This is a genomic window from Methylobacterium sp. NPDC080182 (assembly GCF_050281105.1).
Classification (GTDB): Bacteria; Pseudomonadota; Alphaproteobacteria; order Rhizobiales; family Beijerinckiaceae; genus Methylobacterium.
The window spans coordinates 1-21,732 of record NZ_JBNNWO010000033.1 but is presented as its reverse complement, the minus strand read 5'-3'; the positions used below and the strand labels follow the sequence as shown (position 1 = coordinate 21,732).

Below are 21,732 nucleotides of genomic sequence, written 5' to 3'. Positions count from 1 at the left end.
GAATGCGTGAACACCTGAAATACTGAAACACGGCGGTCAGGTGCTCCGTGAATGAGGGGTGCCTGAACGCCGGCCTTCCGGCTTCCGCGAACGCCTGAGCTCCGAACGTCAGGGAATGCTTAACCCCGCCTTTCCATGATACCGGGGATCGCGAACCGCTGAACCGCCGAAGGCCGGAACTCCCGAATGCATGTGATCCTGGTGGCGACCCAAAAAGGCGGCGCCGGCAAATCGACGCTCAGTGCCCACTTTGGGGCCCTCGCCGATCGGGACGCCAAGACGCTCTTGGTCGACGCGGACCCGCAGGGCTCGCTCATGGGCTGGTATCAGAGCCGGCAGGCAGAGACACCGCTCCTCGTCCAGGCCGACGCGAACAGCATCGGCGGGGTGCTCGACGCCGCCGCGGCCGAAGGCGTCGAATGGGTCATCATCGATAGCGCCCCGCACAACGCGCCGTTGATGGCCGCGCTGATGACCCGAGCCAGCGTCACGGTCGTCCCGGTCCGGCCGGGGCCGTTCGATCTCCGCGCTGCCGGGGCGACCCTGGAAATGGCCCGCGCGCTGAAGGCGCCGATTGCGTGCATCATCAACGCGGCGCCCCCGATCACACGCGAGAACGAGACATCCATCGTCGCCGAGGCCCGTGCCTTCCTCGCGGGGATGGAAGCGCCGGTGCTGCCCGGTCAGATCTCGCAGCGCGCCAGCTTCTCGCACGCCCTCATCACGGGTCAGGCCGTGTCGGAGTACGAGCCGGACGGCCGCGCCGCCGCCGAGATCCAGGCCATGTGGTCCGCCGTGACCGAGTTGGCCCGCGCCTTCCCCCGCAACGCCAAGAACTGAGGCCCCGATGTCCAAGCCCGCCCGCGGTTCGCTCGCCAGCATGGCCGTGCCCAAGGCCGTGTCGCCCTCGTCCGCCCCGGCCGTGTCCGCCGCAGAAACCGAAGCCCCGCGTCAGGAGGTCAAGCAATCGGCCGAGCCGACGCCGCGTCGGTCTCCCGTGGACATGAAGACAGTGCAGGTCCGCATCAACAAGGCGGGTTGGAAGGCTCTGCGGGATCTAGGAGACGACAACGACAAGAGCCTTGAGGCGCTGATGGTCGAGGCGCTGAACGACGTGCTGTTGAAGTACCAGAAGCCACCGGTCGTGCAGCGCCGGGTCGGTGAGCGTGGGCAGGAGCGAGAAGGATAGCAGCCTTTATCTTAGTCGATTAGGAAGACTATCTAGCGCTATCAAAATTTCATTCTATATAATTGCCACGTGAGCACCTACTGATGTCCGATATCAATGATAAGATTGACGAAGACGCGCTCAGGGCCGCGATAGTTGCTTTCGTAAAGGGCGCCGCAATTGCGGCAATATCCTACATTTTTATATTTTATCGCACGAAAGACTTCGATCTTGCTGTAATAGCACCGATTGCCTGCATGATTGGAACTGCCCTCATAATCAGTCGCATATGGGTCGCGGCGAAGCTCCAGAAATCCAAAAATTGAGGTGTTACGTTGATTTATGCCGCCGCCATATTCTTTATCGTCGATCTGGCTTTCGTAGCCTTCGGAACGTTTGAGGCATTTGAAATGGGCTTAAGCCACGCGCCTTCCCCCGAAGGCGCAGTTAGTTTTGGGTTTGCTTCAGCCCTTGCGTGGGCCGTGGGGTCAGTGCCCAGTGGCTCTACCCTTTGGAATGGGAATACGAACGTCATTGCCGCATGGTTGGCGGCAATTGCGGCAGCCCTGGCGTTCACCCCTACATCTTAGTCCCGGCCCCATCGCATGCATCTGAAACTCATGGGTCTGGTGCATTTCTCTCCTGTCTTCAGAGTTTCAGGGTTTCCGCCTTTCTGGCTTGCCGGAATTCCGGTCCTGCTCTAACTTCCTGTAAGTAGTGTTCTCGGAAGTTGGAAGCGGGCGCGATCGATGAGAAATCCACCCGAGGACAACACTGCCGCTGCCCGGAGCACGGCACGTCGTTTCCTCTCAGAACTGCGCGATGCCGCTGATGTCGTCGGATCGGCTGGGTGGGTGAGCATCCCGGAACTCGTCAGCCAGGCTACCGCAGATGCTGCTCGTGAGGCCGAGAAGTGGCCCACCCGGTCCGGGCGTCAGCGTTTCCTTATCGAGTTGGCGGCTGAGGCGCGGAGCGAATGGATGGTACAGTCCGAGCCGGACGGAGACAGGGCGAAGTTTTACGCCGCGCTTCGTGACCGGATTTCGGAGCTGGCGGCGACTGAGCGGTGACGTGATGGCAGACCCATTCGACGTGTTGCGGGACTCCTGCTCGGCAGCAGCCCGGAACCTCGGCCTCGCGACCGATCCGCAGCAGTTGTCCCCGGAGCACTGGCAGCAGGTGCTCACCTCGGTCGAGACCCGGGCGCGGATGCACGGCATCAACCTGTCGGAGGGCTGGCGCGAGTCGCTGGCCGAGCAGATGGGCCGCAACGACGCTGATGCGTTCGCCGCTACGGAAAGCTGAGGCTATGCGCCAACTCTCCACCATCATCCCAGATGCTGATGTTCTCCTGGGCCTGGAACCCGAGGAACTGGGCGCCAAGCTGCTCTTCATCCTGCGCGAGACTCGCGAGCAATCGCCGATGTTCCACCTCAGCCACATCGAGGGCGCCATCACATTGGCCAACCTTCCTGTGCCAGACTACCCGCGAGAGAAGCACCCTGAGATCATCCGAGCCATCAACGAGGCTTGGGCTTGGCTCACTGCCCAGGGCCTCGTCGTCTCTGCGGGCGGTGACAGCGGCGATCAGGGATGGAAGGTGCTGAGCCGCCGAGCACGACGCTTCGAGGATGAAAGCGAGTTCGCGGATTACGCTACCGCCCGTCTTCTACAGCGCGACATGCTGCACCCATCGATCGCTTCCGCCGCTTGGCAGTCCTTCATGCGTGGCGACTATCCGACCGCCGTGTTCCAGGGGATGCGTCAGGTAGAGATTGCGGTCCGTGAGGCGGCGGGGCTGCCTCAGGGCGACCACGGTGTTCCGATGATCCGGCGGGCATTCGGTAAGACTGGGGCGCTCAGTGATCCTGACGCCGAAGAGGCGGAGCGTGAGGCCGTGGCCAACCTGTTCGCGGGCGCGGTGGGCTCCTACAAGAACCCACACTCCCATCGGAACGTGCCAATGGAAAGTGCCCGCGAAGCGGCAGAGATCGTCATGTTGGCGAGCCACCTTTTGCGCGTCGTTGATGCTCGGGCAGCGGCGAAGGCAGGTCGCGATGCCTCCTGAATTCCTCCCCGCTGAGTACGTCGAGGTGCCTGCCAGTCTATCAGCCGAGGCCGCGGCGATCGTCCGGACCTATCAGCAGGCCAGCAAGGCGGACTCGACGATCCGCGCCTACTCGTCCGACGCCCGGGTGTTCCAGGACTGGTGCGCTCGATACGGGTTCCGGTCGTTGCCCGCGACGCCCGAGGCCGTCTCCGGGTTCCTCGTCCACGAGGCCGAAGCGGGCCGGGCGGCCTCCACGATCGGGCGGCGGCTCGCCGCGATTAAGTACGGTCATAAGCTCGCCAAGGCCGCCGATCCCACCGGTGACGAGGACGTGCGGGCCACGATGAAGGGCATCCGCCGCCGGGTCGGCACCGCCCCGAACCAGAAGGCCGCTGCGACCGTGGACGTGTTGCAGATGTTGTTGGCGAGGACGCCCGACACCCTGACCGGGAAGCGAGACCGGGCACTCCTTGCCCTCGGCTTCGCGGGAGCGTTCCGGCGCTCCGAGCTGATGGCCCTCGACGTCACCGATCTTGTCGATCACCCCGAGGGACTGCGGGTCCGGATCAGGAAGAGCAAGACGGACCAAGAGGGAGCTGGGTCCGAGATCGCAATCCCGCATGGACGGTTCGTCCGCCCGGTTGCCTTGGTACGCGAATGGCTCGCCGCGGCCGGGATCTCTGAGGGCCCCATCTTCCGACCAGTGTCACGGTACGGCGTCATGCGGCGTCTGGATGCCCGAGGAGAACCGCCGCGGCTCACGACTCGCGCGGTCGGCGACATCATCAAGCACTACACGTCGGCCGCCGGTCTCGACGCCTCGACGTTCGGACCGCACTCTCTACGCGCTGGGTACATCACCACGGCGGCCGAACGTGGTGCTGATCTCGCGCGGATCATGGATCAGAGCCGCCACCGCGATCCCCGGACCGTCGTTAGCTACATCCGCCGGGCGAATGCCTTCAAGGATCACAGCGGGAGCGGGTTCCTATGAAGCGGGACATGGACCTAGTGCGGGAGATCCTGATCCTCATAGAGGACGATGTGTGCGCCTTCGGCGCCGGGCACGGCGAGGCACGCTTGGCATTCCCCGAAGCCGACGTAATGGAGCATCTGCGGCTGATGGAACAGGCCGGTCTGATCGAGGTCGCGTCTCATCCTCTGAGTGGCCCGATCTACGTGCGTGGCCTGACGTGGACGGGGCACGATTTTCTCGACACCGTCCGGGATCCGGAAGTGTGGAAGCGGACCAAAGAAGGAGCTTCTAAAATGGGTGGCTGGACCTTCGGGCTGCTGAAGGATCTCGGGACCGCCTACCTGAAGCACGTCGCGAAGGAACGGCTGGGGTTAGACATCTAAGAGGCCGCCGATATGTCGAGCTCGACGCGGTCAAAGCCACCCATCTACTTGTTCGGCATGTGGCCGATGGAAATGCGCGCCGAGACGGCCGCCGCCTACGTTGACGAACCAAGCGTGGAGGCCTTCTGGGCGAAGGTGCGCCGAGGGATCTACCCGCAACCGCTGCGCCAGAAGGGCTGCCTGCCGAAGTGGCACCGTGAGGTCATGCACTACCATGTCGCCCAGCGGCATGGGCTCCACTACGACCAGTCTTGGGCCGTGGAGAACGTTGAGCACCTGATCTAAGGCGCAGCGTGGGGGTATGCCGGACGGGCGCGGAAGGTGCGGCGGGCCGCCGAACTCAACCTTGCAAACGCGCTGTTTGCCATCACATCAACTTTAGGTATCCTCGCCCGCAGCAGCGATAGGTGAGTCGGATGCCGCGTGTCAGCTTCAATAGATTTCATTATTTCCCTGAAATAACCGCTAGCTGGCCAGAGAGAACAGGCTTCATAAACCTATCCCTAGATGATAAACAAAGCGTACTTCTTACATTTTTACTAGGTCAAGTCGATAACAACAGCCCAGACCTAGGACCAGCTATTCGTCATATGCGCGAATGCGTGGAGGAAAGACCTTTCCTGATTGACCTTTTGAAGCATTTGGCACCTGCTCCATACGAGCCCGCTGCAGGCCTTGCAGACGCCAGAGCTCAAGAGCGATATAACCGAGAGGCGGATATCAAGCAGCGTTATGATCGCACCATCAACGATCTAACCAATCCCGCAGATGGGTTCGCAGCATGGCGTGCTTTTGTTGGCCAATGGCCTAATGCAGTACCCGTAATTCAATTTACACAACCTCGGACACAAGCGAGGAACATTCTTCGGCAAGCGACAATGCTTTCGGCCGGCAACCAGTCTATAGCAATTAGGCTAAACAGAGCCAGCGCAGACGAACTATATCCGATAATATCGAACATATTTGCCGTAGTCGAGCGCCCTTCTAGAATTCTATTCATTTTAGATATGGGGCAAGCCAGATCTCAAATGCAGGAACGTGAGGCTTTTGTTACAGAGGCTGTCACACAGATATCTGCTTTATTAGATGCTCGCTACCACTCTCAGCTGCGTTTTGTCTCTACCGGTGGATCATATCCTCAGTCCACCCCAAACGGTCTGCACGAAAGAAACATCCACGAACGTGAAATATGGAACAATCTGACTGAAGCGACAGATATTAGGTACGGTGACTATGCTTCTATGCACCGATTAGTTCCAACAACTACATTCAGACCATCAGATTTTAGAGCGGCCGCATCGCTTCCTTTGAACGTCTCGTGGCTATGCTGGCGCTCAGAGAATGCCAACGACACCACAGAGTGGCAGACTGGCGCTCAGGCAATCGTTGAACACGATGAATTCGACGGATCCGTCGAATGTTGGGGCAAAGAAATAATCCGTAGGAGCGCGGCCGGCGACACGAACAACATAGAAGCAAATCGCCACTGGATTGCAGCTCGGATAAATATGCACATAAAAACACAAATTGAATATAGCAGCGATCTCACGGAGGATGATATTGATCTATGATCCTCGGAGCTTGAGAGAATTATTTATCTGAATTCTAACCAATTCTGGATCGCAATCTCTTGAAATCAGATCAACTATTTGGGTGTGTCTGAGTCCATGTTTCGGCCGACGCTCACACAAATTCCAGAATATATCACTGAGCTCTGTCTTGGTAAGTATATATAGCGATGATTTTATGCAACGTTCCGGGTTTGCCTTCGACTTCCTAATCTTGGAAACAAATACACCCCTACTGTCCTCACAAGCAAGAACAATGCCCCACCAAGCAGGGATCTTGTCCATGCATCTCTTCACATGGCGTCCTGTGGTGACCACATAAGCCTTGTCAAAAACGCGATTACATGCCGATATCTGAGTCCTGAGACGCGAAAGGCTATCTACATCGCTTTTGATTTCGTAGCTCGTTAGCTCTCCATTTACTAAAGCAACGTCTATCCGTGCTGAAGGACGTGGGACTTTAAGCTCATGCAATACGCGCGTTTGGGGATCGGCATGGCCGCACACAAGCCATTCCGAGAGAGACCGTCTCACGTCAGTGTCACGAAGTGACCGCTTCTCCATCGCAACTCGCGCCGGTTTCCTTCGGTGAGGTATAAAGATATCTTTATACGAGCTCAACCTTCAGCCCGTTGCCCCTCTTCATTCCCAGGGAGCCGGGGCGCCACGGCACATTGCGGCGTAGTCCTCAGCGAGTTTGGCCAGGATTGCAGTCGCCCAGTAGGCCACGGCACGGGGATCAGGCTCACTTGGCTTGCACAGCGATGCCTCATACCGGCGGGCGGCATCGGCGGTCTGGGCCAGCGTCAGGCGGACGGGCGCCATCCTGTGGGTCGCCTCAAGCCGGGCGATCCGCTGGCTCAAGCGCAGGGTCATGCGTTCAGCCCCGGGCTTTCGAGCTTGAAGGTGAACCACCCGCGCCCCTTCGGCCATTGGCCCGCTGGCGGGGCCGCAGCGCGCCCCTCTCCCGTGAGCAGCGTCGGGGACAGATCCCGGATCGGCCCCCCGGCAGCCACCCTGTGGGCGCCAAGGTTCATCACGAAGACCTCATCTTCCTCGCCGATGGCGTGGCCGCGGTCCCGCAAGAAGGTGACGATTTCGTCGACCGGCGTCCCCTGCGAGGCCTCGACCTGGAAAGCGAGATACCTGCCGGTCGAGGTCGGGGCGGACCTCGCCTCCAGACGTGCGATCCTATCGGTCAGGCTTACCATTGGCGCTTCCCTCCTGCTGACGCCCGTTCCCTGTCGCCTCCAACGCGGCAAGCCGGGTCGCGACGTCCTGGACCTCGACGGCCTTAACGTGGGCGTCGACCAGCTTGGACAGCTCGGCCGCCTCGCTCGGCGTGATGTCGCCATCCGCCACGCCCTGCATCAGCGCCTTGGTCGCCTTGGTCAGGTCGGCCGCGGTCTCAATTTCCGGCAGGGTGAAGGCGATGGGCCGGTCCTTCCGGACTGGCATCAAGCGGTCACCCACCTCGGCACCATCATCACCGCGCTCGAGGCCAAAGGTGTTGCCCTGCGGATCCTGAACCTCGGCGTCGATAGCGCCACCCCGACCGGGCGCCTGATGCTCAACGTCCTGGGCGGCGTCGCGCAGTTCGAGCGCGAGATCATGCTGGAGCGCCAGCGCGAGGGTATCGCCAAGGCGAAAGCGGCTGGCCGCTACAAGGGCCGCAAGCCGACGGTGCGGGCGCGGCAGGCCGAGATCGAGGCCCTGGCGGCGGAGGGGCTCAGCATGGCGGCGATCGCCGCGCGCCTTGGCATCGGCAAGGGCAGCGTTCACAGAGCCGTCGGCAAGCCACGGCCGGTGGAAGCCGACCCGTCGCGCTGACGGCTGCTGGCTGACGATAAGGGAACCGGCCGGAAGCCGATCAGAACCGATGCCTCTGCCGAGCGCCATGCCGATCAGTCAGCACCAGCTTGCCGCCGCAGTGCTCGCGTCCGACCAAATCGTCGATCGGCGGGTGATCGCGGCGTTCGTGGCCGATGCGGCGACACAGCCGGTGCCGAACCCGTTCCCGAACACCAGCGCCGGAGCCGTGCGCCAGGTCTGGCAGCAGCGGGTCGTCGAGTTTCAGGCGTTCGGCATCCAGGTGGCCGGCCTCGCCTGTCTGCTCACAACCCTTTCGAACATGCGCGTGGACGAGCCCCTGGTGCAGGAGATCCTGCGGGCCGGGCCGCATACCACGAACGTGTTCAGCCATGGCGATGGCTACCGGATCGTCGGTGCCGTGCTCTACGGCAAGCCCGGCTTTGCTCTGCCTACTCTGCCCGTGCCGCGGAGCCTCCATCGGACCTCCGGCCGTCGGACGCGCGTCCCTGCGGGCCAACTCGACCTGTTCGCAGACGCTGGAGTCTGACGGCTGCGGATCAAGCGCGGATCCCGAACGCCTCGTCGCGGCTGCCTCGCCGGCCTCCTCATCCATTGGTTGTGAGGCCGGGGCAGAGCACCTATCACGAGCAGCCTTCCAGCCGGGTCCAGCTCTGATGCCCGCTTTGACCGACCGTCAGCGGATCGAGCTCGCGATCCCCGCCTACCTCGTCTACGCCATCGCGAGTGCGCCAGGCGCTTTCATCCCGGCCGATCCCGCCCTGGCCGCGAGGGCAGAGGCGGATATCACGGCGCTGTGCGACAAGCTGCGGATCGCGTGCCTGGAGCCGCTTACCGATCTAATCCCGTCCAAGCGGCAGGCGCTCATGCGCCGGCTCGAACGGATCAAACGGCTGGCGACGGCCGACTGGCATGAGCGTCCCGCGCTCAGCCTCATGCTGATGCTGTGGTGTTTCCTCAAGGACCTGACCGACCGTGAGGTCCTGGTCCTGTGGGAGGGCTCGGCGATGGATCAGGCGACGCGGATGCTGCTGCCGATGTTCGAGCACGGCTTCCGCGAGCATGGAAGCGAAGCCGTCGCCCACGAGCAGGCCGGCGTGTTGCTCGATGGCCTGCGAGCGGAGGGGCTGTACCGCTGAGCCGCCCCTCGGATCTGAAGGCTCCTTGAGACCGGGCACCTCGATCCGGGCGCAGGTGGCCGTGCCGCCTCCAGCCTGGGCGGCTAGGGATGGGATCTCGATCCCGGGGTCGAGCTGCGGCTCGGTGCTCGTACGCGACGGGGCGGTGGCGTATGGGCCGTACCCGAGGGCGCGAAGCTCGACGGTCAGAGACGATGGCTCGTCCGGATCGGCGCGGCGCGCGACTTCTTGCACTGCCATCATGGAGCGACGCGGTTCGGATGTCACAGGACAGCACACTCGCAAACGCCCTGGCCGATGTGAGGCGGCAGCGTGCAGCCCTCGAAGCCGATTTCGAGCGGGTCGGCGCGGAGTTGACGAAGCTACGCCTGGCCGAGCGGTCCCTGGCCTCCATCGTCGAAGGGACGCCCTTGGAGGACCTGCCCGACGAGCAGCCCCGTCGCCGTGCCTCGGCTGGCGACGATCAAGCTCGCGGCGGGCGGGGTGCAGGGCGCGGGCCCCGTGGCCCTCGTGCGAACTCGGCCAAGGGCCGGTTGAAGGCGCTCTTGGAGGAGGCCGGGCCGCAGGGGCTCTCCCACGCTCAGATCAGCGACCGGCTGCACGACGTGGCGCCCAACACCCTGGCCACGTACCTCAGCATGATGACGACGAGCGGCGAGGTCGAGCGGCACGGCGACTTCTACCGGGGCGCCGCTTCGGTTGCCGAGCCAGTGGCCGACACCTCTGACGGTGGGGATCCCGACGGTGTCGAGCACGCGCCGGCCGAGGAGGGATGAGTGTGTCGCCAAGCGAGGACGAGGACTTCGAGCACTCCTCGCTGTCCGGCCCCGTGAGCCACGACGGCGAGACGATCGACCTGGAGATCTACCGCCGTGCCGGCTCGCAGGATCCCTGGCGGATGGAGGTCGTGCACACCGGGGGTGGTTGCACGCGGTGGTCCGTGGAGTTCGCTACGGATCAGGAAGCCGTCCGAGCGTTTCGTGCGCTCGTTGCGGAGCACGGTCTGGCGATCTTCACCCGCCGAAGCTCGGATCCGCCGCACTGATCGCGTCGTCGCTCGGCTTGAAGGGCGCGGGTTGTGAGGCTGGAGACCTGCCGGCTATGTGAGGCCAGGGGCCTGTAGCTCAACGGTTAGAGCCGACCGCTCATAACGGTCTGGTTGCAGGTTCGAGTCCTGCCGGGCCCACCATCTCTGCCGGAACTGCGATGCCCTACACCCTCCAGCGCTTGGCCGCCGGCAGCTACGACCTGCTCCTCGATGGGGACGTCGTCGGCAGCGTGGTGCGCAGCCTCTCCAAAGGCGGCGACGTCCGGGGATGGTACGCGGAGCTGTTTGAGGCCGCCCCACCTCTGCCGCCCCCGTTCACGCAGGAGGCACACCGGTTCGACACGCTGGACGACACGCTCGCTTGGCTTGGCGGAGCGCAGATCGAGGGCGGCGTCTGACTTCTCAACGAGAACCCGGTCTGAAGGGTTCGACGGACGACTCCCCCGGCGCATCCGAGGGCAAGTCAAAAGGCCTCTGCTTTTGATAGACAAAACACGCTATCAAACTATCTAAAGTAGATAATCGTGACCTGCTTGCAACGTTCGTATACAATCTACAAATATTAAGATTGCGCACGACCAGATCGTGGTACCACCCGGGTATTCTACCGCTACAAGCTTGCAGCTCGGCCGCGGCTACCGTGCCATCCCTCTGAAGGCACGGGCATCGCAGGTTTAGCGGGTGCTTCATCCGCGTGGTCAGGCATAGGGACCACCGAACAGATCCCCGAGCGCCTTCCGCCGGAATAGCGTGCGCCAACGCCGCCTCCGATGCTCCGGCCGGTCGTGGATCAGATGGCAGCGCTGGCAAAAGGCTGCGAGGTTGGCATCGGCGTTGTTTGCGGTGTCATGATCCCGATAGGCCGCGGCGAGGACAACATGGGTCCGGCGAACGTGGCCGAGGACGTCGGCTCCTGACGCGAGTTGGATCCGGCGTCCTCGCCCGTCGCGCCAACGACCGGCTTCAGCATCCCACCAGCGGCCGTCGCCGAGGTGATAGACAAGGCGCCCATGCGGCCGGCCGCAGCCCTCGCAGCAGCCTCTTGCCCGTCCGAACCGGATCAGCGCCGAGAGCTGGGGCCAGTCAATCGGGTAGAAGAAGCGGTGCTCACGCCGGATCGGCATCACTCGAGCTTGCCACAGCTTGGCTTTATGCGCAGCCCGCCGGCAGCCGAGCGGCGCCAGGGGCCAGCGGGTGGTCCGTCCTGGAGGAGGTTCAGGCGTCTTTCCCTCTTCGCGCTGGAGGCGATCGGATCGACCGAGGCGTGATCGGGCAACGCCGAACCTCTGGCACGGTCGATTGTCCGGAAGGATGCCGAAGCTTACGGTGTAGGCGCGGAGCGCACACCCCTGGTGCACCGCGGCCCGACGCGGGTCTTCTTCTCAAGGCTCCTGGCCACCCGCTTGGGCGGTCCTTTTCCTTCGGGCGCAGAGCAGGTCTGGATCGCGGCCCTGCCTCAACTTTGACGAGCCGCTTTCCAGCACGACGGCAGGTTTTGGTTGTATAATCGGTGTCATCGACAATCATCTGTCAGTCGATGACGTGATCAAGATTGACGGGCAGATAGATCATCGAGCACATTTCCTTTGCCGTTAACGCCAATGGCAGTGCCGTTTCTTGATACTGCCGTTCGCATATATGACACGCAAACGGCGTCGATCATCCTGAGGAGCAGGTGCGACGTGGACGAGGGTGCGGGAACGATCGAGGATCGGGCTGTCGATCCCATCGATGTGACGGTGGAAGTCGTCGCCACCTATGTGGCGCACAATCGGCTGCCAGTCACGGACTTGCCGTCGCTGATCGCCGAAACGCATGCTGTGTTCGCGCAGCTCGCCAGCGAGAGGGCCTCGCCTGCTCCACGCCCCGACGTGCTCACCCCTGCCCAGATCCGCGCATCGATCACGCCCGAGGCGCTGATCAGCTTCGAGAATGGCAAGCCCTACAGGACGCTCAAGCGGCATCTCACGAGTGTGGGGCTCACGCCTGAGACCTATCGCCGGAAATGGGGCCTGCCGCGGGACTATCCGATGACGGCGCCGAACTACTCGACCTGGCGTTCGGCATTGGCCAAGAGCTTCGCTCTGGGACTGCCGCATACGGTACCGGTCACCCCGGACGATCGCGCGATCGAGCGGCCCGAGGCACCGAGGCACCGAGCTTTCCCCGATGTCGAGCCGACCCCGGAGGGGACGCCGCCGCCAGGTCCGGGGGCGAGCGCCACCATCGACCCGGACGGTTGATCAGCTCGCCCCGGCGAACGGCGACCCGACGCGGAAGATCTGGACCGGCATCCATGCCCTGAGCGCACGCTGATTTTCCGCAATTCGTCCTGCGCGTACCCACAGCTCCCGCCGATCGGTCTGCCATGTCGCCCAAATCCCCGACCCTCGCCGAGTTGCGCAAGGCCGGCATGATCACGAGCTTCGAGATCGTCGCGGCGATCGATGCCTACATGCAAGACGCAACGGCGAGCCCGCATCGCTTCGCCAGCGGACACAGCCTCGACGTGGCGATGGTGGTTGCCGACTCTGCCGAGGTGGAGGAGCTGCGGGACGGTCCTGGTCCAAAAGGCAAGGCGTTTCGCAACGCGGTGGCAGTCGCCGTCATGGCCGCTCGCCCGTCTCCGCCCGAATGTCCGTCGGATGCTCGCCTACTCCGTCCCCGAGCGCGGTGAACCTCTGACCAGCATGGCCGGCGAACCGATGCCGCTGAGCCGCCAATCGTCAGCCGGGTTCCTTGCCGTGGAAGGTGTACGATCCCAACCGGTCGTCGCGTGTCGGCTCACGCGAACAGGTCGAGTTGCCCCGGCGCGATCCGAGCACGCGAGCGCCGTGTCGGGGCCGGGCGGCTTGTCCAAGGGCTCGGCAGAACCGGCAGGGGAACACCCGGCTTGCCGTAGAGCACGGCGCCGATGATCCGGCAGTCGTCGCCGTAGTGGAACACGTTCGCGGTGAGCGGTCCGGCCCGGAGGATCTCCTGCACCAGCACCTCATCCACGCTCATGTCGGAGATCGCCGTGAGCAGGCAGGCGAGGCCAGCCACCTGGATGTCGAACGACTGAAACTCGGCCGCGCGCTGCCGCCAGACCTGACGCACGGCGCCGGCGCTGGTCTGTGGGAACGGGTTCGGGGCCGGCTGCGCGGCGGAGTCGGCGACGAAGGCCGCGATCACGTCGCGATCGGCGATGTGGGCCGCGGCGAGTAGGGCAGAGGCGAGATCGGAGCGGCTGATCGCCATGTCAGCTCAGCACTTGGTCGGATCCGGAGGGCGTCTCGCGAGAGGCAGCATCGACGGTCAGCATATGGCCATCCCTAACCGCAGTTCCTCGATCGGGGCAGGCTGCCGCGGCCACAGCCACTGCGCTTGGCTCAGCCTTTAGCGGTGTTGTTGGCGCGAGCGCGGGGGAAGTAGCTGTAGAAGGTGTCGCGATTGACGCCGAGCCGCTTGGCGATCTCGGCGACACTGATCGTGCCGGCCGCCAGCATGGCCCGGGCCGCCTCCAGGTCGGGCTCCTTGAGCTTCTTCGGTCGGCCGCCCTTGCGACCGCGGGCGAGCGCAGCCTTCAGGCCCTCCATGGTGCGCTCGCGGTTGAGGTCGAGGAAATACTCGGCCATGGCGCCGTGCATCTGCAGGGCGAAGCGGCCGTGGGCGGACGCGCTATCGAACTGCTCGGTGAGCGAGCGGAAGTGCACCTCCTTCATGCGCAGGCCGTCGATGGTGCGCATCATTTCGACGAGGGAGCGGCCGAGGCGGTCGAGCTTCCAGACGACGAGCACGTCCTCGGGGCGCAGGAAGGCCAGAGCCTCATCGAAGGCGGGGCGCTTGGTGCCGGCCTTGCCGGATTTCTTCTCCTCGAACAGACGCTCGCAGCCGGCCTTCGTCAGCGCGTCGCGCTGGAGGTCGAGGTTCTGGTCCTGGGTGGAGACGCGGGCATATCCGACGAGCATGCCGGGATAGTGCCAAAAGCCCGTTTATCCGGCAATAGAAAAGCCGACACGTTTATCCGACAGAAATCGAGCCATTTCAGGCCACCCGCTGTGACTTCGATCGCTATTTGGCACTGATTATCAGCGCTTTCTGGCATTCTGAACGGCCTCAATCCGGCTCGATGAGTTCGATGCGGTTGCCGAACGGATCGTCGACATAGCAGCGCTGGTATCCAGGCAGCGGCTAGTCCTCGACGACAGGGTAGCCCGTTTGCTCCAGCCTCCGCACCAGTGCCGCCAGATCGACGACTAACAGGGCAGGATGAGCCTTTCGAGCCGGGCGAAACTCCTGTTCGACACCGAGGTGGATGCGCAAAGCGCCATGCTCGAACCAACAGCCTCCCCTCTTCGCGAGACGAGCCGGCTTGGCCACCTCGGGGATACCGAGCACGCCCGCGTAGAAGGCGCGCGCCATCGGCTCCTGCCCGGGCGGCATCGCGAGCTGGACGTGGTGCAATCCTTCGACCCGCATAGGGCCTCCGTTCAGGCGGCGATGATCGTGGGCGTGGTGGGCTGGCGATCCAGGGTCCGGTAGACCGTCGGCCGGGAGATCGAGAACAGCTCGGCCAGGTCGCTGATCGCGTAGTCGCCGGTGTCGTACATCCGGCGCAACTCGTTCTGTTGCCGGTCGGAGAGCTTGGGCTTCTTGCCGCGCAGCTTCCCCTTGGCGCGCGCCACCGCCATGCCCTCGCGCGTGCGCAGCCGGATCAGGTCGGCTTCGAACTCGGCAAACGTCGCCAGGATGTTGAAGAACAGCTTGCCCATCGGGTCGGTGGGGTCGTGCACGCTGGCACCGAGCTGAAGCTTCACACCCCGGGCGGCGAGCGCGTCGCCGATCGCACGCGCGTCCGGCACCGATCGGGCGAGCCGGTCGAGCTTGGGCACCACCAAGGTGTCGCCGCTCCGAACCGCTGCCAGCGCCTGATCGAGGCCGGGACGAGCCCGGTTCGTCCCGGTGAAGCCCTTGTCGGTGTAGATGCGATCCGTCGCCACCCCGAGCTGGACCAGCGCATGGCGCTGGGCGGCGAGGTCTTGCTTGTCGGTCGAGCAGCGGGCGTAGCCGATCAGCACATGGGTCATCAGCTGGACTGTAACGTACGGGGTCCCTTCACCGCAATTTTTATCGTACCATTCTATCGAGACGGACGCCGTGCAGGTGGATCGAGCCCTCGCGGGCGGCTCGGCCGTGTGTCCGCTCACCGATCCCCTTACGGACGGGGGCATGACTATGGTCGCTCGCCAGGATGAGCCTGACGCCGCAGATCCGGTCCTGGCTGGTCGGCTCGCCGCGCTTCGGCCCTACCTCGACGGCGAGGTGGCGCTGACCGCGGTCGCGGCCGAACACGGCATCGCGCTTCGCACCGCCCGGCGCTGGGTGGCCCGCCTGCGGGCGAGCGGCCCTGCCGGCCTCGGACGCAAGCGGCGCTCGGATACCGGCCGGCGCCGCATCACGCCGGACCTCGTGGTCCTCGTCGAGGGTCTGGCGCTGACCCGGCCCCGCCTGTCGATCACGACGATCCATCGCCGTGCGCGCGAGGTGGCCCGCATACGTGGGTGGTCAGGGGCTTCCTACGCGAGCGTCCACGCGATCGTCACTGGCCTCGACCCGGCCCTGGTGACGCTCGCCCTGGATGGCGACACCGCCTTCCGCGACCGCTACGAGATCATCCACCGGCACCGGGCGGAACGGCCGAACGCCACCTGGCAGGCCGACCACACCCAACTCGACATCCTCATCCGCGATGCCGATGGCGCTGAGGTCAGGCCGTGGCTGACCACGGTGCTCGACGATCATTCCCGCGCCATCGCGGGCTACATGGTGTTCCTCGGCGCACCCTCGGCCCTCAACACCTCGCTGGCCCTGCGCCAGGCGATCTGGCCCAAGCCCCAGGTGGACTGGCCGGTCTGCGGTATCCCCGATGTGCTCCACGTCGATCACGGATCGGACTTCACCAGCCGGCACCTCGACCAAGCCGCGTCCGACCTGCGCATCCGCCTCGTCTACTCCATCGTCGCCCGCCCGCAGGGCCGCGGGAAGATCGAGCGGCTGTTCGGCACTCTCAACACGGAGCTGCTGCCCGAGCTGCCCGGCCATCTCCAGAATGGGAAGCCGTCCTCGACGCCGTGCCTGTCGCTCACTGAGCTGGACGCGGCGATCGGCGCCTTCATCGTCGGCAACTACAACATCCGGGTTCACGGTGAGATCGGGGTAGCGCCCGTCGCGGCTTGGCGCGGCACCGGCTGGCTCCCGCGGCTGCCCGACAGCCTGGACGCCCTCGACGGGCTCCTGATCATGGTGGCCAAGCCGCGCGTGGTCCGGCGCGACGGCATCCGTTTCGAGGGGCTGCGCTACTTCGATCCGACGCTGGCGGCCTATGTCGGGGAGGCGGTCACCGTCCGCTACGATCCCCGCGATCTCGGCGAGATCCGGGTCTTCCACCGCAACGGCTTCCTGTGCCGGGCGGTCAGTCCCGAGCGGGCCGGTTCCCGCATCACCCTGAAGGACGTTCAGGCGGCGCGCCTCGCCCATCGCCGACGGCTGCGCGGGATCATCCGGGGGAAGCGCGCCTGCGTCCGCGATCTCCTGCCGCCCGCCCCGGTGCCCGCAGCGGCGCCGGCCACGCCGCCGCTGCGGCAGCCGATAGCACCCAGGCATCCCCGCCTGCGCACCTACGCCGAAGACGAATGAGCCCGGAGCGACCCGACGGCGAGCGCACGGGCGCCTTCATCGTCACGCGCGAGCATCGGCGCTTCACCGAGTTCGCCGAGGCCGTACGAAAGCACCGCTACATCGGCGTCTGCCATGGCCCGGCCGGGGTCGGGAAGACTCTGTCGGCCCGCCGGCATGCCCGATGGGATGCCGCCGAGCCCCTGTTGGCGGATTGGGGTCGGCCGGCGGATCGCCCCACTGTCTACGCTGCGCTCGCTCGTGCCCGGACGGCGTTCTATACGCCCACGGTCGGCGTGACCCTACGCGAGTTGAAGCAGGACCTGCCCCGTCTGCTGGCCCGGACCGACCGACTCATCGACGAGCACCTGCAGGGCGAGGATGCGCTGATCGCGCGCCGCCGCGTCGAACTGATGATCGTCGACGAGGCCGAGCGCCTGTCGATGCCGACTCTGGAGTACCTGCGGGACCTGTACGACCGGGAGGGCGTCGGGGTCATCCTGATCGGCATGCCCGGGATCCAGCTGCGGCTGTCGCGCTATCCGCAGCTGTTCAGCCGCGTCGGCTTCGCCCACGCCTATCGACCCCTGCGCAGCGACGAGCTGACCTTCGTCCTGACCCGGCGTTGGCGCCAACTCGGGCTCGACCTGGACGAGGCGGACTTCACCGACGCCCAGGCGGTCGCCGCCATCGTGCGGATCACCGGCGGCAACTTCCGCCTCGTGCACCGGCTGTTCGTGCAGATCGCCCGGGTCATGCGCATTAACGGGCTGAACGCGGTCACCGAGGATGTGGTCGAGGCCGCCCGATCCGTCCTCGTCATCGGTGCCACATAGCGCTGATGATCAGTGCCAGATAGCGATCAAGGTCACACACCCGCCGGCGGGCTCCGCTCGATGTCGGAAATACGATCGTTTTTCTTACATGCAAGCTAAGGCAGTTAAGCGGCGGTTAATTGTTGCTCGCTTGCTACTGCCAAACGATGCAGCCTGATTATGATGCCGCTAAGACTGCAGATGTGGCGGATTTCCCATGCGGAACATAATTTTCGCTGTCACAATTGCTGCAGCTCTAGCTGGCTGCGCTAGCGCTCAGTTGAACGGTAATACAATTGAGCTATCTTCGACCGTTGATGATATCTATACAAAACAAGCTCTGAACAACATAAGCAAGTTTGTAGATGATCCAAACGCTATACCATCCCAAATGCTTTTAACGGCCGGCGTCTTCCAAACCGGCACCTCGATAACACCCTCAATCAACTTTCCATTCACAGATACCGTTACGCGAACTTTGACGTCAGCGGCGACGCTTTCCAGCGCGAATGCTAGAGCGTCCGCTGGCGCCGGCGCCATCTTATCCGGCACGAATTCTCAGCAGCAGAACTATACGGTTGCTCCAGTTAGCGATGCGATCTTTCTACGCAATCAGCAGGCATTGTATCAACATGCCGTTTATGGGACTGGCCTTCTCGGCAGATACATGCCTCAACGAGTATTCATCAAGGATACCTTCTATTTAGATCCTTTCCAACTACAGCTTCCACAATGTGTGATCTGCTCAAAGAAGCAGGGGACGTTCACGAGGGAGGTGGCAGTCTACGGATCACAATCCGCCACGTTGAGAGTAAATCCTGAACTCGCTCCGGGCTGGGTCTATCTTGAGGGCGGCATCAACGCCCGTACAGGCGAGCCAGCCACTGAGCCACTTGTTGCATTAGGTCGTTATGGCAATCACGATATCTTCATGACAAAATCTGATTACAATCGAGGAGCTCTAAATAAGCTCGTAGTTTCCACCCTAAATTATCTGCAGCCAGTGGAGAATTTCTCATCGGGTGGCCCGCAGTTCATCATAAATAATATATCCGGGTCTGGCGCAGATGAACCTGGGAAACAGCCTAGAAGACCACGCGGGTCCGATCGACCCGACAAGCCGTCCACGGGGGGCGCAACCCGGCAACAGCGCATTCTGATCGCACCAGGAGGCGGAGTGCCGGCCACCAATCTCCAGGTAGCCCCTCAGTCACCATTCAACCTGGTTGTGCCACAAACGATTATACCTGCTCAGTAGGGGTATTCCCTTATAGGTCGCCTAGCGCCGGGCGTGTCGCAAACTCGGCTGCGGGCCGTAGAAGTGTCTCACCCGGGAGTGGTCGCTCTCAATGCGCCGCCGCAAATGCTTGTCCGTCACATCGGTATAGTTCCGGTCGACCCAACGTACGACGAGCACGTCGCCAGCGCGCAGGATATCGAACAGCCGCTTCCCCTTAGGCCGGTCCACGGCCGGAGACGCCGTGATCGACGATCACCCGGTTCAGGCGAAAGCCGGCGGCCCCGGCCTGCGCCTATTGGTGGGCGATCGTCTGCTCGGCGGTGGAGACGCGGGCATAGAGGACGATTTGGACGTCCGTCTTGTCCGCTGGAATGGTGCCCGTTGGCAAGCGGGCCTATTGATGGCAGGCGGCCGCGTAGATGGTCAAGAAGACATTCCTTGATCTGTCCGCTGCGGTATACCCGAGCGTGGAGTCGTGTCCCCAACCGGCTTTGAGGGCATGAAACCGAAATCGGTGTCGTTCAAAGAGTACCATGTATTCGCAAATAACATTGTGCAGATTGCAATTCCAAGAAATATATTAGCTATTTCATTTCCAATCCAAGTGGCCATAAGGGCAGATAGACCTATGCCTGTCGCGAAAGCGATATTTACCTTTTGAGTTTTTCTGTCAGCACTTGGAGTCTTATTGCTAGCCAGTACGATTACGTGCAATATGACTGCTAAAATTGACAGAGCGGCCACACGATTAAAGAGACTGAGTTCATCGACATTGCCGCCCTTATCAAAAGCGCTGAAGACCCAATACTGAAGCAAGCCTGCAATGAATATACAATACAAATCCCAAATTTTCATTTTTCGTTGTGCGTAGGATACAATGCCACACGAATAGGTCTGGAACACGCGCACAACGATGAAAAAACCGATAGCAAAATACACGATCTTGCTTAAAATCTGCATACTGAATTGGGTCGTTCGAAAAGTTTCGGGTATTTTCTCGGCCAACTGAGTGAAGGCAAGACCCTGGACGACGCCTAAAAGTCCGAATACTAGCGAAATTATTCGCTCTCTACCGTTTTTATTTCTTTCTTCATTATCGGTTTCTATTGACATTCCATATCCAATCATTAATGAAGTAATATATATGCACGATAACCGCGAAGTATCAATGTGCCTAGAGCAGGCACCGACGGCCTTAATCATCTGGGGGGTTCGTTGAGGCGGGACGTTCGTGCAGGAAGGGCGGACATAGGCCTCACCCTTGACGAGGTCACCAAAGACCCGGTGCAAGCGGCGGTGCGGGACGCACTAATTAGTTTCCTCTCCGCCACGAACCAGGCGTAGGCCGAGGCGACGCGCGCCTTTCAGGCGGCCGGGATCGCCCACGTCAAGGCCGAGGGGCGGACCCATCTCGGGCAGAAGCCAGCCTTCACCGGGCGCAGCTCGCCACCATCCTTGATCTCCTAGCGATGCAGGAGCCTGTGAGTGCGATCACTCGCGCGACCGGATTGTCCCAGCAGGCAGTGCACCGGATTGCGGCAAACCCGGCCACGGCCGAGATATGATTGGCCCGATGGTGGCGCTAGAGGAAGCAGAGCTATCGGACTGGAGAGCTGCCGAAGTTGCAGCTCCCGTCCGTTCGTCATGGGGAACGAGCTTACCAGCTCCCCGATGCCAGCTCGGTTGATCTCGCTGTCTCTAAGCGCTTTCCGTCTTCGCAGCGATCGGCCGGGTGCGCCGAACAATCAGGGCTGCGAGCATTGCGGCCATAAGGACGACGGAGCCGATCAGTGCGGAAAACCCGATGATGAGCCATTTGACGGCGATCTCGCTGAGATCTCTTAAGATGATTTTGCCTTGATCGAGCAGCTCGTTCGCTTTCCGTTTGGCCCCGGCGAGGGGATCCTTCAAGAACTTAGCCGTCTCGACGAAGGGGCGCTTCACAGCATCCCACACGTCGGTCGCGGCCTTACCAACCGCCTTGAAGAAAGGGGTGTCGAAGGGCTTGTCGATACTCAGGGCGCCACCCTTGTCGAAGGGCTTGTCGATACTCAGCGCGCCACTCTTGTCGAAGGGCTTGTCGATACTCAGCGAGCCACCCTTGTCGAAGGGCTTGTCGATACTCAGCGCACCACCTTTGCAAACCAAGCATGCGCTGTATGCCGGAGCTACCGGTAGTGATGCGGTCAGCACCGACACCATAACTGTGGTGGTAACTGCTAAAGACAGATTTTTAACGCCAGAACCCTGGGGCATGACGGCGTAGCCTCTGTTTGCGCGCCTGATTTCTGATCAGTCACTGCAGGGCAAGATTTCTGAGCGCACAGCCACGCTTTCAAGGGCGCTATAGTAAATTTTTTTTGACCAACAATTTTGATCCGCCCACACTGGAGTGGCCCGCCGTTAGAACGTGCCATGGGTCCCCCGCTACTGCGAAACGCTGCCTGGCTCCGTAATCTGCCCCTTATGCGAAGAGGAGCGGTCAGGTTAACGGGTCGCTCGGGCGGTCGTTTGTGCGGTACCCGACCTCGACAGGTTAATGCGCCTGAATGCCGTCGTCCGGCGGGCCTGCTCCATGAGCTCAAGGCCTGCCTTGTGGCCACAATCAGTCAATGCACGCGTTAAGGCATTGTTATCGTTGATCATGCATGAAGCGCTTCAGCACGAAGGCAGCCTCATGCGCGTTCTCCTGATCGAAGACGACGTCAGCGTCGCGCAGAGCATCGAGCTGATGCTCAAGTCCGAGAACTTCAACACCTACACCACCGACCTCGGGGAAGAGGGTGTCGATCTCGGTAAGCTGTACGATTACGACATCATCCTCCTCGATCTGAACCTGCCCGACATGTCGGGCTACG

General features: G+C 62.6%; 30 protein-coding genes, 1 tRNA gene and 1 pseudogene. 23 read left to right on the top strand and 9 right to left on the bottom strand.

Annotated features, from left to right (window positions below; all coding sequences use genetic code 11):
* The first annotated feature begins 186 nt into the window (after positions 1-186).
* The 9 genes from ACQKQD_RS31930 (at position 187) to ACQKQD_RS31890 (ending at position 6,148) form a co-directional block, all read left to right on the top strand.
* Positions 187-840: an AAA family ATPase gene (locus tag ACQKQD_RS31930; RefSeq protein WP_427510686.1), complete on the top strand. Its 654-nt coding sequence runs from the start codon at positions 187-189 to the stop codon at positions 838-840.
* 7 nt (positions 841-847) lie between these two features.
* Positions 848-1,189, top strand: coding sequence for a ribbon-helix-helix domain-containing protein (locus ACQKQD_RS31925; RefSeq protein WP_427510685.1), 342 nt, complete (start codon positions 848-850; stop codon positions 1,187-1,189).
* Between the two features lie 83 nt (positions 1,190-1,272).
* Complete coding sequence (locus ACQKQD_RS31920) at positions 1,273-1,494, top strand: hypothetical protein (RefSeq protein WP_427510684.1); 222 nt, start codon at positions 1,273-1,275, stop codon at positions 1,492-1,494.
* A gap of 748 nt (positions 1,495-2,242) precedes the next feature.
* Complete coding sequence (locus tag ACQKQD_RS31915; protein ID WP_427510683.1) at positions 2,243-2,473, top strand: hypothetical protein; 231 nt, start codon at positions 2,243-2,245, stop codon at positions 2,471-2,473.
* Between the two features lie 4 nt (positions 2,474-2,477).
* On the top strand, positions 2,478-3,236 hold the full coding sequence (locus ACQKQD_RS31910) for a TIGR02391 family protein (protein ID WP_427510682.1): 759 nt from the start codon (positions 2,478-2,480) through the stop codon (positions 3,234-3,236).
* Positions 3,196-4,212: a site-specific integrase gene (locus tag ACQKQD_RS31905; protein WP_427510681.1), complete on the top strand. Its 1,017-nt coding sequence runs from the start codon at positions 3,196-3,198 to the stop codon at positions 4,210-4,212. The genes ACQKQD_RS31910 and ACQKQD_RS31905 overlap by 41 nt, the downstream gene beginning before the upstream one ends.
* Complete coding sequence (locus tag ACQKQD_RS31900) at positions 4,209-4,577, top strand: DUF2513 domain-containing protein (protein WP_427510680.1); 369 nt, start codon at positions 4,209-4,211, stop codon at positions 4,575-4,577. The genes ACQKQD_RS31905 and ACQKQD_RS31900 overlap by 4 nt, the downstream gene beginning before the upstream one ends.
* A gap of 12 nt (positions 4,578-4,589) precedes the next feature.
* Positions 4,590-4,862 carry a hypothetical protein gene (locus tag ACQKQD_RS31895; RefSeq protein WP_427510679.1) on the top strand — a complete coding sequence of 91 codons (273 nt, stop codon included), beginning with the start codon at positions 4,590-4,592 and terminating at the stop codon, positions 4,860-4,862.
* A gap of 131 nt (positions 4,863-4,993) precedes the next feature.
* Complete coding sequence (locus tag ACQKQD_RS31890; RefSeq protein WP_427510678.1) at positions 4,994-6,148, top strand: beta family protein; 1,155 nt, start codon at positions 4,994-4,996, stop codon at positions 6,146-6,148.
* Here the strand turns inward: ACQKQD_RS31890 and ACQKQD_RS31885 are convergent.
* Together ACQKQD_RS31885 and ACQKQD_RS31880 are read right to left on the bottom strand one after the other, a co-directional pair.
* Positions 6,143-6,709, bottom strand: a complete 567-nt coding sequence (locus ACQKQD_RS31885; protein WP_427510677.1) for a sce7726 family protein — start codon at positions 6,707-6,709, stop codon at positions 6,143-6,145. The genes ACQKQD_RS31890 and ACQKQD_RS31885 overlap by 6 nt on opposite strands.
* A 308-nt stretch (positions 6,710-7,017) precedes the next feature.
* A complete protein-coding gene (locus tag ACQKQD_RS31880; protein WP_427510676.1) occupies positions 7,018-7,356 on the bottom strand; it encodes a hypothetical protein in 339 nt (112 codons plus the stop codon).
* Positions 7,357-7,444: 88 nt separating this feature from the next.
* Here ACQKQD_RS31880 and ACQKQD_RS31875 point away from each other — a divergent pair, with 88 nt between their 5' ends.
* From ACQKQD_RS31875 to ACQKQD_RS31845, 7 genes are all read left to right on the top strand, one after another.
* The gene (locus ACQKQD_RS31875; RefSeq protein WP_427510675.1) at positions 7,445-7,975 is read left to right on the top strand and encodes a recombinase family protein; all 531 of its coding nucleotides are present in this window, start codon (positions 7,445-7,447) and stop codon (positions 7,973-7,975) included.
* Between the two features lie 67 nt (positions 7,976-8,042).
* Positions 8,043-8,504: a hypothetical protein gene (locus ACQKQD_RS31870; protein ID WP_427510674.1), complete on the top strand. Its 462-nt coding sequence runs from the start codon at positions 8,043-8,045 to the stop codon at positions 8,502-8,504.
* A gap of 127 nt (positions 8,505-8,631) precedes the next feature.
* The gene (locus ACQKQD_RS31865) at positions 8,632-9,114 is read left to right on the top strand and encodes a hypothetical protein (protein WP_427510673.1); all 483 of its coding nucleotides are present in this window, start codon (positions 8,632-8,634) and stop codon (positions 9,112-9,114) included.
* Positions 9,115-9,374: 260 nt separating this feature from the next.
* Positions 9,375-9,890 (top strand): hypothetical protein, encoded by a 516-nt coding sequence (locus tag ACQKQD_RS31860; RefSeq protein ID WP_427510672.1) that lies wholly within the window; start codon positions 9,375-9,377, stop codon positions 9,888-9,890.
* Positions 9,887-10,159, top strand: a complete 273-nt coding sequence (locus ACQKQD_RS31855) for a hypothetical protein (protein ID WP_427510671.1) — start codon at positions 9,887-9,889, stop codon at positions 10,157-10,159. The genes ACQKQD_RS31860 and ACQKQD_RS31855 overlap by 4 nt, the downstream gene beginning before the upstream one ends.
* Positions 10,160-10,227: 68 nt before the next feature.
* A tRNA-Ile gene (locus ACQKQD_RS31850) sits at positions 10,228-10,303 on the top strand.
* 17 nt (positions 10,304-10,320) lie between these two features.
* On the top strand, positions 10,321-10,560 hold the full coding sequence (locus tag ACQKQD_RS31845) for a hypothetical protein (RefSeq protein WP_427510670.1): 240 nt from the start codon (positions 10,321-10,323) through the stop codon (positions 10,558-10,560).
* A gap of 300 nt (positions 10,561-10,860) precedes the next feature.
* Here ACQKQD_RS31845 and ACQKQD_RS31840 read toward each other — a convergent pair whose 3' ends face one another.
* Positions 10,861-11,286 carry a hypothetical protein gene (locus ACQKQD_RS31840; protein WP_427510669.1) on the bottom strand — a complete coding sequence of 142 codons (426 nt, stop codon included), beginning with the start codon at positions 11,284-11,286 and terminating at the stop codon, positions 10,861-10,863.
* Between the two features lie 558 nt (positions 11,287-11,844).
* On the opposite strand from ACQKQD_RS31840, the gene ACQKQD_RS31835 reads away from it, so the two are divergent.
* Both ACQKQD_RS31835 and ACQKQD_RS31830 read left to right on the top strand, forming a co-directional pair.
* Positions 11,845-12,405, top strand: a complete 561-nt coding sequence (locus tag ACQKQD_RS31835) for a MucR family transcriptional regulator (protein ID WP_427510668.1) — start codon at positions 11,845-11,847, stop codon at positions 12,403-12,405.
* Positions 12,406-12,530: 125 nt separating this feature from the next.
* A complete protein-coding gene (locus ACQKQD_RS31830) occupies positions 12,531-12,839 on the top strand; it encodes a hypothetical protein (RefSeq protein WP_427510667.1) in 309 nt (102 codons plus the stop codon).
* 107 nt (positions 12,840-12,946) lie between these two features.
* On the opposite strand, the gene ACQKQD_RS31825 is transcribed toward ACQKQD_RS31830, so the two are convergent.
* From ACQKQD_RS31825 to ACQKQD_RS31810, 4 genes and pseudogenes are all read right to left on the bottom strand, one after another.
* Positions 12,947-13,402 (bottom strand): hypothetical protein, encoded by a 456-nt coding sequence (locus ACQKQD_RS31825; protein ID WP_427510666.1) that lies wholly within the window; start codon positions 13,400-13,402, stop codon positions 12,947-12,949.
* Between the two features lie 131 nt (positions 13,403-13,533).
* Positions 13,534-14,112 carry a recombinase family protein gene (locus tag ACQKQD_RS31820; protein ID WP_427510665.1) on the bottom strand — a complete coding sequence of 193 codons (579 nt, stop codon included), beginning with the start codon at positions 14,110-14,112 and terminating at the stop codon, positions 13,534-13,536.
* 148 nt (positions 14,113-14,260) lie between these two features.
* Positions 14,261-14,623: pseudogene (locus tag ACQKQD_RS31815) on the bottom strand (VOC family protein).
* A gap of 11 nt (positions 14,624-14,634) precedes the next feature.
* On the bottom strand, positions 14,635-15,231 hold the full coding sequence (locus tag ACQKQD_RS31810) for a recombinase family protein (protein WP_427510664.1): 597 nt from the start codon (positions 15,229-15,231) through the stop codon (positions 14,635-14,637).
* Between the two features lie 142 nt (positions 15,232-15,373).
* Between ACQKQD_RS31810 and ACQKQD_RS31805 the strand changes: the two genes are divergently transcribed.
* The 4 genes from ACQKQD_RS31805 (at position 15,374) to ACQKQD_RS31790 (ending at position 19,316) form a co-directional block, all read left to right on the top strand.
* Positions 15,374-16,840 (top strand): Mu transposase C-terminal domain-containing protein, encoded by a 1,467-nt coding sequence (locus ACQKQD_RS31805; protein WP_427510663.1) that lies wholly within the window; start codon positions 15,374-15,376, stop codon positions 16,838-16,840.
* Complete coding sequence (locus ACQKQD_RS31800; RefSeq protein WP_427510662.1) at positions 16,837-17,655, top strand: AAA family ATPase; 819 nt, start codon at positions 16,837-16,839, stop codon at positions 17,653-17,655. The genes ACQKQD_RS31805 and ACQKQD_RS31800 overlap by 4 nt, the downstream gene beginning before the upstream one ends.
* 196 nt (positions 17,656-17,851) lie before the next feature.
* Positions 17,852-18,892, top strand: a complete 1,041-nt coding sequence (locus ACQKQD_RS31795) for a hypothetical protein (protein ID WP_427510661.1) — start codon at positions 17,852-17,854, stop codon at positions 18,890-18,892.
* A gap of 223 nt (positions 18,893-19,115) precedes the next feature.
* On the top strand, positions 19,116-19,316 hold the full coding sequence (locus ACQKQD_RS31790; protein WP_427510660.1) for a hypothetical protein: 201 nt from the start codon (positions 19,116-19,118) through the stop codon (positions 19,314-19,316).
* Here the strand turns inward: ACQKQD_RS31790 and ACQKQD_RS31785 are convergent.
* Entirely contained in the window at positions 19,298-19,987 is a 690-nt protein-coding gene (locus ACQKQD_RS31785; protein WP_427510659.1) for a hypothetical protein, read from the bottom strand. The two genes, ACQKQD_RS31790 and ACQKQD_RS31785, sit on opposite strands and share 19 nt — an antisense overlap.
* 585 nt (positions 19,988-20,572) lie before the next feature.
* Positions 20,573-21,130, bottom strand: coding sequence for a hypothetical protein (locus ACQKQD_RS31780; RefSeq protein WP_427510658.1), 558 nt, complete (start codon positions 21,128-21,130; stop codon positions 20,573-20,575).
* Between the two features lie 421 nt (positions 21,131-21,551).
* Between ACQKQD_RS31780 and ACQKQD_RS31775 the strand changes: the two genes are divergently transcribed.
* The coding region (locus tag ACQKQD_RS31775; RefSeq protein ID WP_427510657.1) for a response regulator at positions 21,552-21,732 on the top strand (181 nt) is incomplete at its 3' end.

Bases quoted from the DNA above. Each gene is read 5' to 3' on its own strand.
- ACQKQD_RS31795 (WP_427510661.1), top strand. From the start codon at position 17,852: ATGCGGAACATAATTTTCGCTGTCACAATTGCTGCAGCTCTAGCTGGC.
- ACQKQD_RS31930 (WP_427510686.1), top strand. From the start codon at position 187: ATGCATGTGATCCTGGTGGCGACCCAAAAAGGCGGCGCCGGCAAATCG.
- ACQKQD_RS31840 (WP_427510669.1), bottom strand. From the start codon at position 11,286: ATGCCGATCCGGCGTGAGCACCGCTTCTTCTACCCGATTGACTGGCCC.
- ACQKQD_RS31820 (WP_427510665.1), bottom strand. From the start codon at position 14,112: ATGCTCGTCGGATATGCCCGCGTCTCCACCCAGGACCAGAACCTCGAC.
- ACQKQD_RS31805 (WP_427510663.1), top strand. From the start codon at position 15,374: ATGACTATGGTCGCTCGCCAGGATGAGCCTGACGCCGCAGATCCGGTC.
- ACQKQD_RS31905 (WP_427510681.1), top strand. From the start codon at position 3,196: ATGCTCGGGCAGCGGCGAAGGCAGGTCGCGATGCCTCCTGAATTCCTC.
- ACQKQD_RS31885 (WP_427510677.1), bottom strand. From the start codon at position 6,709: ATGGAGAAGCGGTCACTTCGTGACACTGACGTGAGACGGTCTCTCTCG.
- ACQKQD_RS31865 (WP_427510673.1), top strand. From the start codon at position 8,632: ATGCCCGCTTTGACCGACCGTCAGCGGATCGAGCTCGCGATCCCCGCC.
- ACQKQD_RS31845 (WP_427510670.1), top strand. From the start codon at position 10,321: ATGCCCTACACCCTCCAGCGCTTGGCCGCCGGCAGCTACGACCTGCTC.
- ACQKQD_RS31800 (WP_427510662.1), top strand. From the start codon at position 16,837: ATGAGCCCGGAGCGACCCGACGGCGAGCGCACGGGCGCCTTCATCGTC.
- ACQKQD_RS31825 (WP_427510666.1), bottom strand. From the start codon at position 13,402: ATGGCGATCAGCCGCTCCGATCTCGCCTCTGCCCTACTCGCCGCGGCC.
- ACQKQD_RS31780 (WP_427510658.1), bottom strand. From the start codon at position 21,130: ATGCCCCAGGGTTCTGGCGTTAAAAATCTGTCTTTAGCAGTTACCACC.
- ACQKQD_RS31880 (WP_427510676.1), bottom strand. From the start codon at position 7,356: ATGGTAAGCCTGACCGATAGGATCGCACGTCTGGAGGCGAGGTCCGCC.
- ACQKQD_RS31915 (WP_427510683.1), top strand. From the start codon at position 2,243: ATGGCAGACCCATTCGACGTGTTGCGGGACTCCTGCTCGGCAGCAGCC.
- ACQKQD_RS31830 (WP_427510667.1), top strand. From the start codon at position 12,531: ATGTCGCCCAAATCCCCGACCCTCGCCGAGTTGCGCAAGGCCGGCATG.
- ACQKQD_RS31855 (WP_427510671.1), top strand. From the start codon at position 9,887: ATGAGTGTGTCGCCAAGCGAGGACGAGGACTTCGAGCACTCCTCGCTG.
- ACQKQD_RS31925 (WP_427510685.1), top strand. From the start codon at position 848: ATGTCCAAGCCCGCCCGCGGTTCGCTCGCCAGCATGGCCGTGCCCAAG.
- ACQKQD_RS31785 (WP_427510659.1), bottom strand. From the start codon at position 19,987: ATGTCAATAGAAACCGATAATGAAGAAAGAAATAAAAACGGTAGAGAG.
- ACQKQD_RS31870 (WP_427510674.1), top strand. From the start codon at position 8,043: ATGCCGATCAGTCAGCACCAGCTTGCCGCCGCAGTGCTCGCGTCCGAC.
- ACQKQD_RS31895 (WP_427510679.1), top strand. From the start codon at position 4,590: ATGTCGAGCTCGACGCGGTCAAAGCCACCCATCTACTTGTTCGGCATG.
- ACQKQD_RS31860 (WP_427510672.1), top strand. From the start codon at position 9,375: ATGTCACAGGACAGCACACTCGCAAACGCCCTGGCCGATGTGAGGCGG.
- ACQKQD_RS31910 (WP_427510682.1), top strand. From the start codon at position 2,478: ATGCGCCAACTCTCCACCATCATCCCAGATGCTGATGTTCTCCTGGGC.
- ACQKQD_RS31810 (WP_427510664.1), bottom strand. From the start codon at position 15,231: ATGACCCATGTGCTGATCGGCTACGCCCGCTGCTCGACCGACAAGCAA.
- ACQKQD_RS31920 (WP_427510684.1), top strand. From the start codon at position 1,273: ATGTCCGATATCAATGATAAGATTGACGAAGACGCGCTCAGGGCCGCG.
- ACQKQD_RS31890 (WP_427510678.1), top strand. From the start codon at position 4,994: ATGCCGCGTGTCAGCTTCAATAGATTTCATTATTTCCCTGAAATAACC.
- ACQKQD_RS31900 (WP_427510680.1), top strand. From the start codon at position 4,209: ATGAAGCGGGACATGGACCTAGTGCGGGAGATCCTGATCCTCATAGAG.